This is a genomic window from Cupriavidus sp. 05T42, from assembly GCF_056396345.1.
In genome coordinates, this window is record NZ_JBFTLH010000009.1 from 97289 (window position 1) to 115429 (window position 18141).

Consider the following 18141-nt stretch of genomic DNA (forward strand, 5'->3'; position numbering starts at 1 on the left):
AAGCCAGAGGGCGCCGCCAATGTAGCGGCGCCCCGCCCACCACACCCAAGGAGTAATCACCGATGTCTTCCGTGATGACCGGCGCCCCTGGCGCCCTGGAGAGCCTGCCGCCCGCGGAATTGGCTCAGCAACGCAACGAGGCGTACCGCAAGATCACCGTGCGCCTGATCCCGTTCCTCGTGTTCCTGTTCATCCTGGCCTGGATCGACCGCGTCAACGTGGGCTTCGCCAAGCTCCAGATGCTCCAGGATCTGCAGTTCAGCGAGGCCGTGTACGGCCTGGGCGCGGGGATTTTCTTCATCGGCTACTTCCTGTTCGAGGTGCCGAGCAACCTGCTGCTGGAGAAGATCGGCGCGCGCAAGACGCTGGCGCGCATCACCATCCTTTGGGGCCTGGCCTCGATGGCGATGATCTTCGTTAAGACGCCGGGGCAGTTCTACGCGCTGCGCTTCCTGCTGGGGATTTTCGAGGCGGGCTTTTTCCCGGGTGTGGTGCTGTACCTGACCTACTGGTTCCCGGCCGACCGCCGCGCGCGCATCAACGGCCTGTTCATGACCTCGTTCGCGATCGCTGGCGTGATCGGCGGCCCGCTGGCCGGCTTCATCATGAGCGCGATGGACGGCGTGGATGGCCTGGCCAACTGGCAGTGGCTGTTCGTGATCGAGGGGATTCCGTCGGTGCTGGCCGGTGTGGCGGTGCTGATGTTCCTGCCCGAGAAGCCGGTCAACGCGAAATGGCTGACGGCCACCGAGCAGACGCTGGTGACGCGCGAGGTGGAGGCCGAGGCACGTGACCCGGCCAAGCATTCATCGCTCAGGGACGCCTTCGCCAATTCGCGAGTCTGGATCTGCGCGGCGATCTACTTCTGCGTGGTGAGCGGCAATGCCACCATCGCGTTTTGGTCCCCGTCGATCATCAAGGAGCTGGGCGTCAAGGGCAACCTGCAGATCGGTCTGATCTCGGCGATTCCGTTCGTGGCCGGCACCATCGCCATGGTGCTCAACGGCATCCACTCGGACCGCTCGGGCKAACGCCGGATGCACTGCGCCATGGCCACGCTGCTGGCCGCGGTGGGCCTGACGCTGACCGGCATGTGGCTGCACAGCGCCACGCTGGCACTGGTGGCGCTAACCATCGCCTCGGTCGGCATCCTGGCGGCTTTCCCGGTGTTCTGGTCCCTGCCGTCGGCCTTCCTGGCCGGCACGGCGGCGGCGGGCGGCATCGCCCTGATCAACTCCATCGGCAACCTGGCCGGCTTCGTGGCGCCGTACATGATCGGCTGGTTCAAGACCAATACGGGGCGGCTGTCGTCCGGCCTGTATTTCGTCGCCGCGCTGGAAGCCTGCGCCACGGTGTTGGTGCTGGCCTTCATCCGCACCCGGCGCTAAGCCCCAGGCGGGGCCGGACGAGGCGCAAGCCGGGCAGGGGGCTGGATTCCCGCTGCGGCTTGCGCTACAATCCGCAGCCTTGTCGACCGTTGGAAAAAGTTACCTCAACGGCACGGCCGGCATCCGACGGCAGATCATGAAAGGCGGGCAGTTCCAGCCGCCTTTTTTGCTTTGTCGAGGATGCGCAGCGCCAACCGACAACGCGGCCGCCCGCCAGGGCAACCGCCGCAAGGACCGCGAGGGTGGCGAAATTGGTAGACGCACCAGGTTTAGGTCCTGACGCCAGCAATGGTGTAGGGGTTCGAGTCCCCTCCCTCGCACCAATCATCATTTGTGGGTTATTCGCCACAATTTCCTGCCTCACGCGGGCTACCCAGCCAACGGGGGTCGTCCCCTGCGTCGCGGCACAACCGGCCCCTAACGAGACCGGTCCCCCCCCTCAATTCAACGGAAAGCGCTTCGCCAATGCGGTGAACCGTGCATCTTCCTTGCGCACCTGTGCGGCGAATTCTTCTGGCGTGTTGACCAGCGGTTCGGCGCCAACGGCCGTGATCGCTTTTTGCAGTTCGGCATGACCCATGGCTTCGCGCACGGCGGCGTAGATGCTCTGGGTGACGGCTGGCGGCGTGTCTTTCGGTGCGAACAGGCCGAACCAGGTGGTGTACTCGTACTGCGGCATGCCGGTCTCCACCACGGTGCGCACATCCGGCGCCTCGCTGAACCGATGGGTGCCCTGGTTGGCGACGATCTTCAGCGTGCCCGCCTTCTGGTGCGGGAGCGCCGACGCCACGCCGGTCACGGCGAAGTTCACGTTGTTGGCGATCATGTCGGTGATGATGGCTGCGGTTCCCTTGTAGTTGACCACGATCAGGTTGGGCAGCGCTTCCGCCTTCAATTGCTGGCCGAAGAGCTTGGCGACGTTTTCGCCCGTGCCCATGGAGCAGGGCGTGGCGGCTGTCTTGCAGTACTTGATCAGTTCGGGCAGGGAGGTTGCGGGGAATTTTCCGTTGGCAACGATTACGCCCGGCGATTGCGCGATGTTGGTGACGGGTACCAGGCTGGTCAGCGGATCGGTGCCCGTGAACGAGGGCGCGTGCTTGGTGAGGACGATGGCCGGCGTTTGGAGCAGCAGCGTGTAGCCGTCGGGCTTGGCCTCGGCGACCTTGCGCGTGCCGATCAGGCCGTCGGCGCCAGGCAGGTTGACCACCAGCACCGGCTGGCCCCATTGCTCGCCCAGCAGTTTGGCCGTCGCGCGCGCGGAGGCGTCGGTGCCGCCGCCCGGTACGTAGGGCACGACGATGGTGACGGGGCGATTGGGCTTCCACGCCGTCTGCGCCAGCGCGGGTGTGACAGCGCCCCAGGTGGCGGCTGCCAGGACGGCGCAGCGCAGCAGCGGGCCCTGATAGGCGTGGCGGCGGGGGTTGGTGTGGGTGATCGGCATGTTGGGTCTCCTCCTGTGATTTTTTCTAGTGTCGATTGGCGGGTCAGCGCGCCCAGCGCTTCTCGAAGTCCCAGACCTCTTCGAAGCCGATCAGCCTGCAGAACTCGTTGAAGTCCGCCATGGGAATCTCGGGCGACAGGCTGGTGCCCGCCTCCTTGAGGTGGCGCAGGGACTTCTCCATCGCGGCGGCGGCGACCAGGCTGGTCATGGCGGGGAAGATGGCGAGCGAGTAGCCGATCTCCTTGAGCACGCTGGCTGGCAGGATCGGCGTCTTCCCGCCGTCAGCCATGTTGGCCATCATGGGCAGGTCGAAGGCGTCGCAGGCGCGGCGCATTTCTTCCTCGGACTGGGGCGCCTCGAAGAACAGGATGTCGGCGCCGGCCTTCGCATAGGCCTCCATGCGGCGCATGGCATCGTCCACGCCCAGGCTGGCGCGGGCATCGGTACGGGCGATGATGAGGAAATTCTCCTTGTCCTGACGGGCTTCCGACGCGACCTTGATCTTTTCGACCATGTCCTCGATCGGCACGCAGCGCTTGTAGGGCGTGTGGCCGCACTTCTTGGGAAATTCCTGATCCTCGATCTGGATGGCGGTGACGCCGGCTTCCTCGTAGCCGCGCACGGTGTGGTGCACGTTGAGCAGGCCGCCGTAGCCGGTATCCGCATCGGCGATCAGCGCCGCCTTTGAGGTGCGGGTGATGGTGCGCATGCGGTCCACCATCTGCGTATAGGTGGCAATGCCGGCATCGGGCAGCCCCAGGCTGGAGGCGGTGAGCCAGTAGCCGGAGCCGTAGATGATCTCGAAGCCGACCTTGTTGGTCATGACGGTGGCGATCATGTCCTGCACGCCGGGGATGACGATGAACTCGCCGGCGGCAAGTTTTTGTCGGAGGATGGGATTGGCCATGGCGGCTCCAGTAGGCTAGAAAAGGGAAGGGAAGTGCGGCTTAGTCCATCGAGGCCAGCCACGGCTGGTCGCGCTGCACGCGCGCCTCATAGGCGCGCAGCGCCGCGTCATGACGCAGGGTCCGGTCTACCTCGTCTTCGGCCGAGAGCAGTTGCTCCGCATGGCCGTCGGCGAGCGTGACGGGAATGACGCTGCCATCGGGAAGCTGCAGGCTGCGCTCGGCAACACGCAGGTGCAGCGGCGCGTCCACCGCCCCAGCGAGTGCTTGCAAGAGGCGCGCATGATCCGCTGGCGTCACGGTGGCGGCCACCACGCCGTTCTTCACGCAGTTGTTGCGGAAGATGTCGCCAAACGACAGCGCGACCACGGCCTGCACGCCGTAGTCCGACAAGGCCCAGACGGCATGTTCGCGCGATGAGCCGCAACCAAAGTTCTGCAATGCGACCAGCACCTGCGGCGGCGACGGTTGGGCCATGAACGCCACTTCCGGGCGGCCTTCGGCCAGCCAGTCGGCAAACAGGTGCGCTCCCATGCCAGTGCGCTGCACCAGGCGCAGGAAGCGTCCCGGGAAGATGGCATCGGTGTCGATGTCGTCGCGCTGCATGACCGCAGCGCGGCCTTGGACTTCTGCGATAACGGCTTTCATGCGAGGTACTCCCGGGGGTCGGTCAAGCGTCCTTGCAGGGCGGATGCCGCGACGGCGGCGGGGCTCATCAGGTGGGTACGGCCGCCTTGTCCCTGCCGGTTCTCGAAGTTCCGGTTGGAGGTGGAAGCGCAGCGCTCGCCCGGCGCGAGGCTGTCGCCATTCATGCCGATGCACATGGAGCAGCCCGATTCACGCCACTCGAAACCCGCGTCGACAAAGACTTTCGCCAGGCCCTCGGCCTCGGCCGCGCGCTTGACGCTGCCCGAACCCGGGACCACCAGCGCACGTACGCCCTTGGCCACGTGGCGACCGCGCACCACATCGGCAGCGGCGCGCAGATCTTCCAGTCGACCATTGGTACAGGAGCCAATAAAGGCCACGTCGATCGGCACCGAAGACAGCGCCTGGCCGATCTTGAGACCCATGTAGGCGAGGTTTTCTTCCAGACGGTTGCGCTCGGCTTCCTCGCCGAGCATGGCGCCGTCGCCGACGTTGCCGGAGAACGCAGCGCTGTCGGCTGGCGTGGTGCCCCAGGTGACGAGCGGGGAGACGGTGGCGGCATCGAACGCCACGCTGCGGTCGTAGTCGCCCGTCGCATCGGTGCGCAGCGCGCTCCATGCCTGCGCGGCCTGCTCGAAATGGTCGCGCGCGGCGCCTTGTACGCGGTCGCGCAGGTAGGCGAGGGTGGTCGCATCCGGTGCGATCAGGCCGAAGCGTGAGCCGGCCTCGATGGTCATGTTGCAAAGCGTGAGCCGCGCCTCCATCGACAGCGCATCGACCATCGGGCCGAAGTATTCGACGCCGTAGCCATTGCCGCCGCTGGTGCCGATGTGATGGATGATGGCCAGCGCCAGGTCCTTGGCGTAGACGCCCCTGGCCAGCGCGCCCGAGATGGCGATGCCCATCGTGCGCGGCTTGCGCATCCACAGGCTCTGGGTGCTCATGACATGGGCGACTTCCGAGGTGCCGATGCCCCAGGCCAGCGCGCCCAAGGCGCCCAGCGTGGCGCTGTGCGAGTCGCCACAGACCACGGTGCTGCCCGGCAGCACGTAGCCCAGTTCCGGCGCGATGACGTGGACGATGCCCTGCAAGGGGTGGTCCAGGTCGAACAGGCGCATGCCGGTGGCCTGCGCATTGCGCCGCAGGGTGGCGATCTGCTCGCGGCTTTCCGCGTTGGGGATGTGGGTCAGGCGGTCGGCCGTGGTCGGTACGTTGTGATCCTGCACGGCGATGTGGCGCGGCGACGAGCGCAGCGCATGACCCGCCTCGGCCATGCTGGCGAAGGCTTGCGGACTCGATACCTCCTGCACCAGGTGCCGGTCGATATAGATCAGGTCCTCGCCGGCATCGTTACGGGCCACCGCGTGGGCCGCCCAGATCTTGTCGAATAGAGTTGTCATGGTGTGGGGTCACTCAGCATGGGTCGGTGGTGCCACCGTCCAAAGTCAATCGAGCTTGATGTGGGCAGCCTTGACGATCGCCTTGTTCTTGTCGAGGTCACGCACGATCTCGCGGCCATAGGCATCAGGCGTGCCCGGCGTGGCGACGATGCCGAGCGACGCCAGGCGCTCACGCATCGCGGGGTCGTTCAACACTTTCTGTAGCGCGGCGCTGAGCTTGTCGATCACAGGCTTGGGCGTGCGGGCGGGGGCCATCAGACCCACCCACGAGCTGATCTCGAAGTCCTTCATGCCAGCTTCGATCAGCGTCGGCACGTTCGGCAGCGAGGGGGCGCGCTCGCGCGACGTCACGGCCACCGCATCGACCTGGCCGCTCTTGACGAAGGGCATGGCGCCCGTCACCGCCGCGAAGGTCACGGGCAGGTTGCCCCCGACCACATCGAGCAAAGCCTGGCCGCCACCCTTGTATGGCACGTGGGTCATCGGGATGCCGGTGCGCTGATGGAACATCTCGCCGGCCAGATGGGTGGTGCTGCCATTGCCCGCGCTACCGTAGGACATGCCCCCAGCCACCGTCCTGGCGTAGTGCTGCAAGTCCGCCACGGTCTTGATGCCCAGCTTCGGATTGGCGGCGATCATCAGCACGGCGTCACCGATCTTGCCGATGGGCGTGAAGTCCTTGACCGTGTCGAAGGGCACCTTGGCATAGACATTGGGATTGATCACCAGCGTGCCGTCATAGCCGAGCAGCAGCGTGTAGCCATCGGGATCCGCCTTCGCCGCCATCTGCGTGCCGATATTGCCGCCAGCGCCGGGCTTGTTATCGACGATGATCTGCTGGCCAAGCTGCTGGCCGAGCTTCTCTGCCACGATGCGGGCGCTGGTGTCGGTCACGCCGGCATTGGCGAAGGGCACGATCAGGCGGATTGGCTTGTTGGGATAGTCGGCTTGCGCATGCGCGGCGGATATGCCGCAAGCGGTCAATGCCAGGGTGGCGCCGAGCAGGCGGCGGCGGGCTTGGGCGGACAGGCTGAGAGGCTGTTTCACGATGGTTGTCTCCGGTCTTTGTAGTGGGGAAGGCATCGACGTGCCTTTTCTATGACGATTGCAGCGGAACTTCGAAGTCGGTGTGGCTCAGGCTCGTGGGTCGCGGGCGCGACGGTTGGCGGCTATCGCCATCAGGTTTTCATCGCGCCAGGCCCGTCGGGATTCCAGGTCTGACTGCGGCAGGTGCTCGCGGCGTTGCGCCTCCACTTCCCGGATCAGCGCCGGGTCCCAAGGTGTCTCGTGGCCGCGTGAATTCGCGATGCGCTGGTACAGCGGACCCAGCCGCACCGCATAGTCGGCCACGCCGCCCGGCGCGTTCAGGTCGATGGTTTCGAATGGCCCCATGAACGACCAGCGCCAGCCCAGGCCGTCGCGTATGGTCTTGTCGATGTCCTCGCAACTGGCCACGCCTTCCTGCGCCAGCGCCCACGCTTCGCGCAGCAGCACAGCCTGCAGCCGGTTCAGGACGAAGCCTTCCACTTCCTTGCGCACGTGGACCACGGTCTGGCCCACGGCGCGCATCAGGGCGTCGGCAAAGTCGACTGTGCTCGACGCCGTCTCCGGCGACGGCACCAGCTCAACGACCGGGACCAGATAAGGCGGATTGACCGGATGGGCGATCAGCACGCGCGGCGAGATGGACAGGCCCAGGGCAAACGCCGATCCGGGGATGCCGGACGTAGAGCTTCCGACGACCATATCGGGGGAGGCCAGCGCGTCGAGATCCACCATCAGCTGGCGTTTCACCTCCACGCGTTCGAGCACCGACTCCTGCACATAGGCAACGCCTTCCACCGCCTCGGCCAGCGTGGCAACCGGCGTGATGCGGGCCAGCACGGTGGCGGGGTCCTCATCGATCAACCCGTGCCGCTGCAAGCCGGCCAGTTGCCCTTCGATGAGCGGCACCGCCTGGCGCGTGATCTCCGGGTTGGCGTCGAACATCGTCACGTTCAGGCCAGCCCGGGCAAAGACGATGGCCCAGCCGGCGCCTACCAGCCCGGCGCCGACGATGGCTACCGGGCGGCCGGCGCAGAGCGCCTGAATCTTATGGTTGTCGGTCATGTTGTCTTGGGTCTCCTGTTATGTGGCGTCGCGCTTGCGTACGGTGCCGCGCTCGACCAGCACGCAGGGCACATCCACGCTGCTCGCCATGACCTGTCCGCCGATCTGCTCGAACAGCAGGGTCCGCGTGGCGTGCACCATCTGCTCCACGTTCTGCTGCACGGTCGTCAGGTCGAAGGACGGCCACGCGGCTTGCGGCACGTTGTCGAAGCCCACCACGGAAACATCGCGCGGCACTTGCATGCCCAGTTCGGCACGCAGGGTCTCCAGCGCCGCGATGGCCATGTGGTCATTGGCGGCGAACAGCGCGTCCGGGCGGTTGTCGGGGTCACGGAACAGCGCGAGCACCGCGCGCCGCGCTTCGGCGAAGTCGTAGTCGCCGACGCCCCGGGCATGCAGCGGCAGGCCGGCTGCAGCGAGGGCATCGCATAGCCCGGCCTCGCGGTCGCGGCTGGTCGATGCGTTCTCCGATCCGGCCAGCCAGGCAATGCGGCGGTGGCCGGTGCGCACCAGCAGTTCCCCGACTTGCCGGCCGCCCGCGCGGTTCTGCGAGGTGACCGAACTGGTCGAGTAGCCGCCCATGGGGCCAACCTGTGCCACCCGGTTGAACAGCACTACGGGAATGCCGGCGTTGATGCAGTCGTTGGCAAGTGCCGACGACAGCGTCGTGGAGGCCATCACGATGCCATCGACCTGATACTGGAGGATGTCCGCCAGGACGTTGTCGGCCTCTTCCGTCTCGCTGATAAACAGCAGCACGTKATAGCCATCCTGCTGCAGCGCCTGGCACAGGCGTTCGATGACCACGGGGTAGAACTGGTTCTCCAGATAGCTCATGACCAGGCCGATGATCCGGCTGCGGCGGGTGATCAGGCTGCGGGCGATGGCATTGGGCCGGTAGCCGAGCTTGCGGGCGGCGGTCTCGATACGCTCACGCGTTTCGGGCGCCACGCTGGCGCCGGGCGTGAAGGTGCGGCTGACGGCGGACTGCGAGACTTCCGCCAGGCGGGCCACGTCGTGGGCGGTGACTTTTTTCATGCCGCTGTCCATCCTCCGTCAAGCATCAGCGCGCTGCCCGTCATCAGGCTGGAAGCGTCGCTGGCGAGGAACACCACCGGACCCATCACCTCGTCGATCCGACCCAGCCGGCCCAGCGCGATCTTGTCGAGCACAAAGCGGCGAAACGACGGGTCCTCGAACATCGGCGCGGTGAGCGTCGTCTCGATAAAGGTAGGGCAGAGCGTATTGACGCGGATGCCCGCCGGTCCCAGCTCCCAGGCCAGGGCCTTGCTCATGCCCTCGATCGCATGCTTGCTGGCGCAGTAGAGCGCACGGCGCGGGCTGCCCACGTGCCCCATCTGCGAGGAGACGTTGATGAAAGAACCGGGCAGGCCCGCCGCCTGCAGGCTGCGCGCCACTTCGCGGGAGACATAGAAGGTCGCCTTTACGTTCAGCGCAAAGACCGCGTCGATGTCTTCGTCGGACGTTTCGGTCAGCAGTTTGGGCCGATTCATGCCCGCGTTGTTGACGAGGATCTGGAACGGGGGGCGGCTGCTGATCGCGCGCTCGACAGCCGAGGGGTCCGTGACGTCCAGCACCATGAAGTCGGCGCTGCCGCCTTGCGCACGAATGGCGGCGCAAGCGGCCTCCAGCTCGGCACCGGACCGGGCGGCCAGGGTGACCTCGGCACCAGCCTGTGCCAGTGCCACGGCCGCCGCCAACCCCAGGCCGCGGCCTCCGCCGGTGACGAGGGCGCGCTTGCCATCGAGACGAAAGCCGCCGAATGCCGGCAATGGCGTCACGGCTGTCACCCCTGCAACGCCGGCACCGGCGCGTACCACGGCACTTCGGGACGTTCGCCATAGCGGCGCACGCGGATGTTGGCCTGCTCGCCATGGCCCGCGAAGTTCTCCATATGGCACAGGCGCGAGCAGTATTCGCCGATCTCGGCGCTGGCGGCATCCGTCGTCACGCGCTGGAACGTGCAGGTCTTCAGGAATTTGCCGACCCACAGGCCGCCGGTATAACGCGCCGCCTTGTTGGTGGGCAGCGTGTGATTGGTACCGATAACCTTGTCGCCAAAGGCGACATTGGTGCGCGGTCCCAGGAACAGCGCGCCGTAGTTGGTCATCTGGTTCAGGAACCAGTCGGGATCGCGGGTCATCACCTGCACGTGCTCCGAGGCGATCTCATCCGCCTTCTGTAGCATCTCTTCGCGCGTATCGCAGACGATCACCTCGCCAAAGTCCGCCCAGGCCTTGCCGGCGATCTCCGCCGTCGGCAGGATCTTGAGCTGCCGCTCGATTTCGGCCATGGTGGCGTGCGCCAGCGCTTCGCTATCTGTCAGCAGAACCGCCGGCGAGGTCAGACCGTGCTCGGCCTGGCCCAGCAAGTCGACCGCACAGATTTCGCCGTCTACCGAGTCGTCGGCAATGACCAGCGTTTCAGTGGGACCGGCGAACAGGTCGATGCCGACACGGCCGAACAGCTGGCGCTTGGCTTCCGCCACGAACATATTGCCCGGACCGACCAGCATGTCCACGGGTGCGATGCTGGAGGTGCCGACGGCCATCGCCACCACCGCCTGCACGCCGCCCAGCACCAGGATCTCGTCCGCGCCCGCCATGTGCATGGCGGCGACGATCGCCGGGTGCGGCTCGCCGTGGAAGGGGGGCGCCGTCGCCACCACGCGCTTGACGCCGGCGACCTTGGCGGTCAGGACGCTCATGTGGGCCGAGGCCAGCAGCGGATACTTGCCACCCGGGATGTAGCAGCCGACCGCATTGACCGGAATATGGCGGTGGCCCAGGAACACGCCGGGGCGGGTTTCGACCTCGACGTCGAGCATGGAGTCACGCTGGATCTGTGCGAAGTTGCGAACCTGTGCCTGCGCGAAGCGGATGTCCTCCAGTTCGCGCGCCGAGAGGCTGTTCATCGCCTTCTCAATGGCGGCCTGCGGCAGACGGAAATCCTGGGGGTCCCAGTTATCGAACTTCTTGCTGTATTCGCGCACGGCCGCATCGCCGCGCGCTTCGATGTCGCGGATGATGCCTTCGACGGTATTGCGAACAGCGCTGTCGTCATTGGCACGCGCCTGGACGTCACGTCCACGCTTGAGGTAGCGAATCATGGGGAGTTCCGAGGTTGGTTGTGCATACGTATGCACAGTAACTTTCTTGCATTCGTATGCAAACTCAGTGTTTTCCCTAGCCGATTCTGCGTGACGGGTAAGTCTCAAGTATTCTCCGAACCTGCCGTTAGCCGTGGATCACCCGAGGTCCTAACACCAATAATATGCTCGAAAAAACCTATTTCCCCCGACTGCTCGCCGGCCTCCTCGCGGCAAGCCTGGCATTGTGTGGCGCCGGTGCATGGGCCAGTACCGATCCGATGGCAGCCGAAGGGCCGGCTGTGGAGGCGGACCGGCCGTCCGATGCGTCGCGGACGCGCCTTGTGGCGGAGCTTCAGCAGCGGATCAAGGACAAATCAGTTCGCGAACTGCGCGCGAGCGCCAATGGCGAGTACGCCACGACCCTGATGCTGGCGGAAGATGAAGTGGTCTGCTACGTCGGGCTGCTCTACCAGAACAAGCTGTGGCGCGTGTCGCGTTTCAGCTCGCTGGCGAGCGCGGAATCGGCATACCGCAAGGCCACCGCGCAGAGCGCGGCGCTGGCCGATCAGGCGATCCGCCGGCAAGTGCTGGCGACGGAGCAGCGCCAGTACGAGCGGGCGATCCAAAGTGCGGAAGCCCAGGCGGACGCGCTGGCCACTGAACTGCGCGCCGAGCAGGCGCAGCGTGAGCAGTTCGCCGAGGACCAGAAGACGTTCCGCGCCGACAACGACGCCCGAGAGGCCGACAACCGCAGCGCGCGCAGCCAGTTGGCGAAGCTGCGGCAGGAAATTCGCCGCCTGGAGGCGTCTCTGGCGGACTCTGGCCAGAAGCTGCCGGCGCCGGACAAGGTGCGGCGCTAACAGCATCGCCCGGCCCGGGACCACAAGTCCCAGGCCGGACCGGATGAATCCATGGAGGGGGAGGGGCGCGAGCCCGCTCCCCCTTTTGCCATCCCGCTCAAGGATTGAACGTATCCCCGAGGACCACCCCTTCACGGCGCGGATCCGTGCCGCCCATCCACACCGCCGCGCCGCCTGACTGGCTGCGCAGGACCGTGTTGACCCCGCTCGCCTGCGCGCCGATCGATACCGTATGGCCCAAGGCACGCAGGCCCGTGACCAGCGGATCGTTGCCGCCGTTGCTTGTGGCGTCGATGTTCGGATGCTCGCCCCCGACCGTGGTGCTTGGGTTGTTGCTGGCACCGAAGTCGACGAGGCCCGAGGACTGCTGGGCGTCGAGCCCCCAGTCGAGCACACCCACGAGCGTCTTCACGACGTATTGCGGGATCGTGCCGCCGCCCGGCGAGCCGGTGGCCATCAGGAAGTCGCCAATCGACCCATCTGCGGCCTGACGGAACACCATCGTCGGCGCCATCGAGCTGCGCGGCCGCTTGCCGGGCTGCACCCGGTTGGCCACCGGTATGCCGCCGCTGTCGGTCGGCTGGGCCGAAAAGTCGGTCAGCTGGTTGTTGAGCAGGAAGCCGTTGGTCATGTGGAACGACCCCATGCTCGATTCAACCGACGTGGTCGCGCTGACCACGCTGCCGTCCGCATCGACGATCGTGAACTGGTTCGTGCCGTGCTCGATCAGCGACGCCACGCCGAGGGGCACCGAACCGAGGTTCCCAGCCGTGGCCGTGCCCATGCTGACCGTCGGCGAGATCAGTGCCGCGCGGGAGGCCAGGTACGGCTTGTTMAGCATGGTGTTGGCGGAGCCGCCGGGCAGGGGGACGAAGTCGGTATCGGCCACGTACTTGTCACGGTCGGCGTAGGCCAGCCGTTCGGCTTCGCTGACGAAGTGCACGCCGAGCACGGTGGGCTTGCCGCMTTCGCCGTCGATGGCGGTCGGCTTCAGCGCGGCGAGGTCGAAGTTCTCGAGAATCCCCATCGCCGACAGCACCGTGATCCCGCCMGACGTCGGCGGCGGCGCCCCGCAGATCCAGTACGCGCGATACGTGATGCAGACCGGGTCGCGCTGCTTGGCCTGATAGTTGGCCAGATCGGCCAGCGTGGTCTTGCCCGGCGTGATCGCCGAGCCGTCCGTGGCGGCCGTCGTGCCGATCTTGGCGATGATGTCGCTGGCGATCTGGCCCGTGTAGATCGCATTGGCCCCGTTGGCAGCCATCTGCGTCAGGGTGTTGGCGTAGGCCGGATTCTTCAGCACCGTGCCGAGCGCCTTGGGCGTGCTGTCGGCGTTGAAGAAATAGGCGAGGGCTTCGGGGTCACGCTTGAGCGACGTGGCGTTGCTCTGGATGGCGGCGGCCAGCCGTCCGCCGATCGGAAACCCGTTGGTGGCCAGCGTGATGGCATCCCCGAACAGGTCCTTCCACGCGAGCTTGCCATGCTCCTTCTGCACGCGTTCGATCAGGCGCGGGATGCCGACGGTGCCGATCGAACGGCCGCTGGCGCGGGCGCTCGGCACGGGCGGGTTCGTGTTGGTGGCGTCGTCGATATAGCGCAGATAGTTCTCGGTGGCGGCGGCCGGCGCCGATTCCCGGCCATCGTAGGCCTGCACGGCGCGCGTGCGGGCGTCGTAGTAGAGCATGAAGCCGCCCGAGCCCATGCCGGTGGCTTCCGGCACGGTCAGCCCGAGCACGGACTGGACGGCCACTGCGGCGTCTGCTGCGCTGCCGCCTTTCTTGAGCACCGCGCAGCCGGCCGCGCTGGCATAGGCGTTCGACGACGACACCATATAGGTCTTCGCGTAGACGGGCTTGAGCCCCTTGCGGTAGCCGGACGCCGGCTCGGGCAGGGAAGGGTCGCCGGGCTGGTTCGATCCCACCACGACCGTGCTGCCGTCGCTGGCCAGTACCTGGCAACTGGTGTCGGCCTGTGGGGTGGTTGGGGTGGTGGGGGGTGTGGCGGGCTTGTCGTCGCTGCCGCCGCATGAAGCGATCAGCAGGGTACTGGCAACGGCGGTGGCCAGCGCCAGCGGGGTTTTCTGGATGCGCAACACGATCTTTCCTCCGGAACTACGACGTGAAAGAACGAGCCCGAGGGCTCGGACTGCAGTGCTGCAAGCTGTTTGGGCGTTGGCATGTCGTCGCGCACGGGCGTGCCCTCGCCCCGCTGGCGCGTGTTGGGCTGCGGTGTGAAAAAACGCGATAAGCGACCCCGTCCCCCGACGGGGGAACCTGTCGGGGGATGCGGTATCTGGAGCCGGATTCGGGAGGGTGGAGCGCTAAGACGAGTCGGTGTCAGTCATGACGCGCTAGACACTTTTGATGGGGAAGTGTCTAGCGTAGTACACCACTATCGATATGCAAGTGCGTTACGCCACGTTTCGTGGTGTTCAGCCGCGCGTGCCTGCCATGGCCTCGCCGTAGCGTTCCATGTGGAAGTCCGTATCGCCGAACAACACGTCCACCATCGTGAGCTGCTTGAAGTAGTCGCCGACCTCCAGTTCGTCKGTCATGCCCATGCCGCCGTGGAGTTGAACGGCTTGCTGGCCGATGAAGCGCGCCGCCCGGGCCACCACCACCTTGGCACCGGCAAGCATGCGCCTGCGCGCGGCAGCGTCGGTCTCGTCGAGCGCCTGTACCGCAACGTAGGCCATCGACAGCGCGAGTTCCTTGTGCACCAGCATCTCGGCCATGCGGTGCTGCAGGGCCTGGAACGTGGCGAGCGGCGTGCCGAACTGCCGGCGCGTGCGAAGGTATTCGCCCGTCAGTTCGATCAGGCGCTCCATCGCACCTACTGCAGCGGCGCACTGTGCGGCGATACCGTGGTCGAGCCCATGTTCGAGCGCAGCCAAGCCGATTTCCGCCTGTCCGATCCGCGCGGCGGCTGGCACTGTCACGCCTTGCAGCCGCAGGTCGGCGCCGCGCAGGCCATCCATGGTCGGATAGCTGGTGACGTGCAGCCCTTCTGTGTCGCGCGGCACGAGGAACAGCGCGAGATCGCCCTCAGGCGCCGGGACCCGCGCGCAGACCAGATAGGTGTCCGCCGCATCGCCATGCCAGACCAGCGATTTGATGCCATCGAGCCGATAGCTATCACCGTCACGCACGGCCGTCGCCTGCGCGGCTTCCGGCCGATAGCGCGTGCCCGGTTCGAGATAGGCGAGGGCGAGCACGCGCTCGCCGCTGGCAAGCGCCGGCAGCCATGCCGCCTGTTGCGCCGCGCTGCCATAGTTGCCGAGCACGGCCGTGCCGACCACCGCGCTCGGGATCACAGGTTCCAGCACCAGCCCGCGCCCCAGTTCCCGGTGCACCACCAGCTGGCTGGCCGGGCCTTCGCCAAAGCCGCCGAAGTCGGTCGACACGGTGAGGCCCAGCACACCCATCTCCGCCAGTGCGGCCCAGATGCCGCGATCGAACGCGCCACCCTGGCGAGCAATCTCCCGGCGCCGCGCAAACGGATACTCGGTCTCGACGAAACGCCGCAGGCTGTCCGCCAGCATCTGCTGTTCTTCGCTGTATTGGAAGTCCATGCTTGTGTCTCCCTTCAGAATCCGATGATCATCTTGGCGATGATGTTCTTCTGCACTTCGTTGGCGCCGCCGTAGATCGATGTCTTGCGCGTATCGAAGTAGGTGGCCGCAGCCGGCGATGCCCAATCCGGCCCGCTGACCGGCTGGACGGTGCCCGCCTCGCGCCACTCCGGCGCGTACGGCCACGCGTTCGGGCCCGCCACCTCCAGTTGCAGCATGGCGATGTCCTGCTGCAGCTCGGAGCCGCGGATCTTCAGGATCGAGGCTTCCGGACCGGGCCCACGGCTACCTTCCTGCGTGGCCACGCGCAGCAGGAGCATTTCCATGGCCATCAGGTCCATCTCAAGCCGGGCGATCTTGTCGCGCATGCGCACATCGTCGATCATCCGCCGGCCCTTGCCGTCGGTAGCCTCGGTGGCGTAGTGCTTGAGCAGGCGCATCTCGCGATGGCAATGGCCGATGCCGGCGATGGAAGTGCGCTCATGGCCCAGCAGGTACTTGGCGTAGGTCCAGCCGCGGTTCTCCTCGCCCACCAGGTTCTCGACCGGCACCTCCACGTCTTCGAACCACGTTTCGTTGACGTCGTGGCCCCCGTCGAGGGTGGTAATGGGACGGATCGTCACGCCGGGGCTCTTCATGTCGATCAGCAGCATCGAGATGCCGTCCTGGAGCTTGGCCTCGCCATCGGTGCGGACGAGGCAGAAAATCCAGTCGGCATATTGCGCATACGACGTCCACGTCTTCTGGCCGCTCACGATGTAGCGGTCGCCCTGGCGCACGGCGCGCATCTTCAGCGAGGCGAGGTCGGACCCCGCGCCGGGCTCCGAGTAGCCCTGGCACCAGAAGTCTTCCATGGTGGGGATGCGCGGCAGGAAATGGGCCTTCTGCGCAGCGTTGCCGTACTTCTGCAACACCGGCCCGATCATGGCCAGGCCGGTCGGCAGCAGGCGCGGGGCGTCGCCGTGGAAGGTCTCGATCTCGAAGATCAGCCGCTGGATGGCGTTCCAGCCGGTGCCGCCGTACTCGACCGGCCAGTTCGGCGCCCCCCAGCCGTGCGCCTGGAGGATGCGATGCCACCGCACGAAGTCGTCCTTTTCCAGACGCTGGTGATTGCGGACTTTGTCGGCGATGTCGGCGGGCAACTGGCTCCGCACGAAAGCGCGGACTTCCTCGCGGAAATCCTGTTCGGCTCGGGTGAATCGCAAGTCCATGCACGGCTCCCTGCTGGCTGTTGGTCGGATCAGGGGAACGAGCATAGCGGTGGGGCCCCCTCCGCCACCCTCCCCAACATGGGTAGGGGCGGGGAACGGGGTGATCGATACGAAGCAGGTATCGGGCGACATGAAGACGGTATTTGTCGCGGCCGGGGTGCGTCCGTAGCATGCGCTCCATCGTTTCGAGGAGATTGCGATGGAGGTGGAAGGTACTGCACGCGCCACGGGCGCAGTTGGCGAGGACGGCAAGGACGGCAAGGAGAGTAACGGGCCGCTGGCCGGGATACGCATCCTGGACCTGACCACGGTGTTGATGGGACCGTACGCCACCCAGATCCTTGGCGATCTCGGCGCGGACATCATCAAGATCGAGCCGCCCGGCGGCGACACCGTGCGTGGCATCGGTCCTGCCCGCAATCCCGGCATGGCGGGCGTTTTTCTCCATGCCAACCGCAACAAGCGCAGCGTGGTGCTGGATCTCAAGCAGCCAGCCGGGCGTGATGCGCTGCTGCGCCTGGCCGCTGACGCCGATGTGCTGATCTATAACGTCCGCCCGCAGGCCATGCAGCGCCTGCGGCTCGGCTACGCGGACATCGCGGCGGTCAATCCGCGCATCGTCTACGTGGGTGTCTACGGCTACGGCCAGCGCGGTCCCTACGCGGCCAAGCCGGCCTATGACGACCTGATCCAGGGCGCCGTGGGCATCCCGGCGCTGAGCACGCTGGCCGGCTCCGAAGAGCCGCGCTACGCGCCGAACGCCATGGCGGACCGCATCGTCGGCATGAGCGCCGCCAACGCGGTGACGGCCGCGCTGCTCTACCGCACCCGCACCGGTGAAGGCCAGTCGATCGAAGTGCCGATGTTTGAGACCATGGCGCAGTTCGTATTGGGCGATCACATGTACGGCGCGACCTTCGATCCGCCAATCGGCCCCGCCGGCTACGCGCGCCTGCTGAACGACAACCGCAAGCCATACCGCACGCGTGACGGCTACCTGTGCGTGATGGTCTACAACGACAAGCAGTGGAAAACGTTCTTCGCGCTGATCGGCCAGCCCGACGTCATGACGAACGACCCGCGCTTCCACTCGATCGGCGAGCGCACGAAGCACATCCACGAGTTGTACCGGATGCTGGCCGAGGTGATGGCCACGCGCACGTCGGCGGAATGGACGGCGGTGCTCGAAGCGGCCGACATCCCAGTCATGCCCATGCACACGCTCGACTCGCTGATGAACGACCCGCACCTGCAGGCGGTGGGGTTCTTCGAGATGGTCGAGCATCCGAGCGAAGGCCGCATGCGCTCGATGGCGGTGCCGTCACGGTGGTCGAAGTCCCAGCCGCATATCGCCCGGCAAGCCCCCCGGCTTGGCCAGCACAGCGCCGAGGTGCTGGCGGAAGCCGGCTACAGCCCGGCGGAGATCGAGGCCATGGCGGCGTCGGCCGCGACCCTCGTCGCGGACGCCTGATCGGGCATCCACCCCCAAGACATCG

Annotated in this window: 15 protein-coding genes and 1 tRNA gene; 4 read left to right on the plus strand and 12 right to left on the minus strand. The window is 66.4% G+C overall.

Annotation, left to right across the window (positions count from 1 at the left end; all coding sequences use genetic code 11):
* Nucleotides 1-62 precede the first annotated feature (62 nt).
* Entirely contained in the window at nucleotides 63-1388 is a 1326-nt protein-coding gene (locus AC1EJR_RS14540; RefSeq protein WP_477147265.1) for an MFS transporter, read from the plus strand.
* Between the two features lie 236 nt (nucleotides 1389-1624).
* Nucleotides 1625-1711: transfer RNA gene (locus AC1EJR_RS14545), tRNA-Leu, on the plus strand.
* Between the two features lie 116 nt (nucleotides 1712-1827).
* Here AC1EJR_RS14545 and AC1EJR_RS14550 read toward each other — a convergent pair.
* The 9 genes from AC1EJR_RS14550 to hisD all read right to left on the minus strand — a co-directional run bounded on the left by AC1EJR_RS14550 (nucleotide 1828) and on the right by hisD (nucleotide 11021).
* The gene (locus AC1EJR_RS14550) at nucleotides 1828-2829 is read right to left on the minus strand and encodes a Bug family tripartite tricarboxylate transporter substrate binding protein (protein WP_092293002.1); all 1002 of its coding nucleotides are present in this window, start codon (nucleotides 2827-2829) and stop codon (nucleotides 1828-1830) included.
* A gap of 43 nt (nucleotides 2830-2872) precedes the next feature.
* Entirely contained in the window at nucleotides 2873-3736 is an 864-nt protein-coding gene (locus AC1EJR_RS14555; RefSeq protein WP_092293004.1) for an isocitrate lyase/PEP mutase family protein, read from the minus strand.
* Nucleotides 3737-3776: 40 nt separating this feature from the next.
* Complete coding sequence (gene leuD / locus AC1EJR_RS14560) at nucleotides 3777-4382, minus strand: 3-isopropylmalate dehydratase small subunit (RefSeq protein ID WP_477104980.1); 606 nt, start codon at nucleotides 4380-4382, stop codon at nucleotides 3777-3779.
* Nucleotides 4379-5782: a 3-isopropylmalate dehydratase large subunit gene (gene leuC, locus AC1EJR_RS14565; protein ID WP_092293008.1), complete on the minus strand. Its 1404-nt coding sequence runs from the start codon at nucleotides 5780-5782 to the stop codon at nucleotides 4379-4381. Before leuC ends, leuD begins: the two co-directional genes overlap by 4 nt.
* Nucleotides 5783-5827: 45 nt before the next feature.
* Nucleotides 5828-6829 carry a Bug family tripartite tricarboxylate transporter substrate binding protein gene (locus AC1EJR_RS14570; RefSeq protein ID WP_255370749.1) on the minus strand — a complete coding sequence of 334 codons (1002 nt, stop codon included), beginning with the start codon at nucleotides 6827-6829 and terminating at the stop codon, nucleotides 5828-5830.
* Nucleotides 6830-6916: 87 nt separating this feature from the next.
* A complete protein-coding gene (locus AC1EJR_RS14575; protein WP_092293011.1) occupies nucleotides 6917-7891 on the minus strand; it encodes a 3-hydroxyacyl-CoA dehydrogenase in 975 nt (324 codons plus the stop codon).
* Nucleotides 7892-7909: 18 nt separating this feature from the next.
* Nucleotides 7910-8929, minus strand: a complete 1020-nt coding sequence (locus AC1EJR_RS14580; RefSeq protein ID WP_477147266.1) for a LacI family DNA-binding transcriptional regulator — start codon at nucleotides 8927-8929, stop codon at nucleotides 7910-7912.
* Nucleotides 8926-9693: an SDR family NAD(P)-dependent oxidoreductase gene (locus AC1EJR_RS14585; RefSeq protein ID WP_255370750.1), complete on the minus strand. Its 768-nt coding sequence runs from the start codon at nucleotides 9691-9693 to the stop codon at nucleotides 8926-8928. The genes AC1EJR_RS14580 and AC1EJR_RS14585 overlap by 4 nt, the downstream gene beginning before the upstream one ends.
* A gap of 5 nt (nucleotides 9694-9698) precedes the next feature.
* Nucleotides 9699-11021, minus strand: coding sequence for a histidinol dehydrogenase (hisD, locus tag AC1EJR_RS14590; protein ID WP_441591074.1), 1323 nt, complete (start codon nucleotides 11019-11021; stop codon nucleotides 9699-9701).
* Between the two features lie 164 nt (nucleotides 11022-11185).
* Between hisD and AC1EJR_RS14595 the strand changes: the two genes are divergently transcribed.
* Nucleotides 11186-11863 carry a DUF2968 domain-containing protein gene (locus tag AC1EJR_RS14595; protein WP_092293017.1) on the plus strand — a complete coding sequence of 226 codons (678 nt, stop codon included), beginning with the start codon at nucleotides 11186-11188 and terminating at the stop codon, nucleotides 11861-11863.
* A 97-nt stretch (nucleotides 11864-11960) separates the two neighbouring features.
* Here AC1EJR_RS14595 and AC1EJR_RS14600 read toward each other — a convergent pair whose 3' ends face one another.
* The 3 genes from AC1EJR_RS14600 to AC1EJR_RS14610 all read right to left on the minus strand — a co-directional run bounded on the left by AC1EJR_RS14600 (nucleotide 11961) and on the right by AC1EJR_RS14610 (nucleotide 16645).
* Complete coding sequence (locus tag AC1EJR_RS14600) at nucleotides 11961-13949, minus strand: gamma-glutamyltransferase family protein (protein WP_477147298.1); 1989 nt, start codon at nucleotides 13947-13949, stop codon at nucleotides 11961-11963.
* 345 nt (nucleotides 13950-14294) lie between these two features.
* Complete coding sequence (locus AC1EJR_RS14605; protein WP_477112945.1) at nucleotides 14295-15434, minus strand: acyl-CoA dehydrogenase family protein; 1140 nt, start codon at nucleotides 15432-15434, stop codon at nucleotides 14295-14297.
* Between the two features lie 14 nt (nucleotides 15435-15448).
* Entirely contained in the window at nucleotides 15449-16645 is a 1197-nt protein-coding gene (locus tag AC1EJR_RS14610; RefSeq protein WP_441591072.1) for an acyl-CoA dehydrogenase family protein, read from the minus strand.
* 199 nt (nucleotides 16646-16844) lie between these two features.
* Here AC1EJR_RS14610 and AC1EJR_RS14615 point away from each other — a divergent pair, with 199 nt between their 5' ends.
* On the plus strand, nucleotides 16845-18116 hold the full coding sequence (locus tag AC1EJR_RS14615; RefSeq protein ID WP_477110175.1) for a CaiB/BaiF CoA transferase family protein: 1272 nt from the start codon (nucleotides 16845-16847) through the stop codon (nucleotides 18114-18116).
* Nucleotides 18117-18141 lie beyond the last annotated feature (25 nt).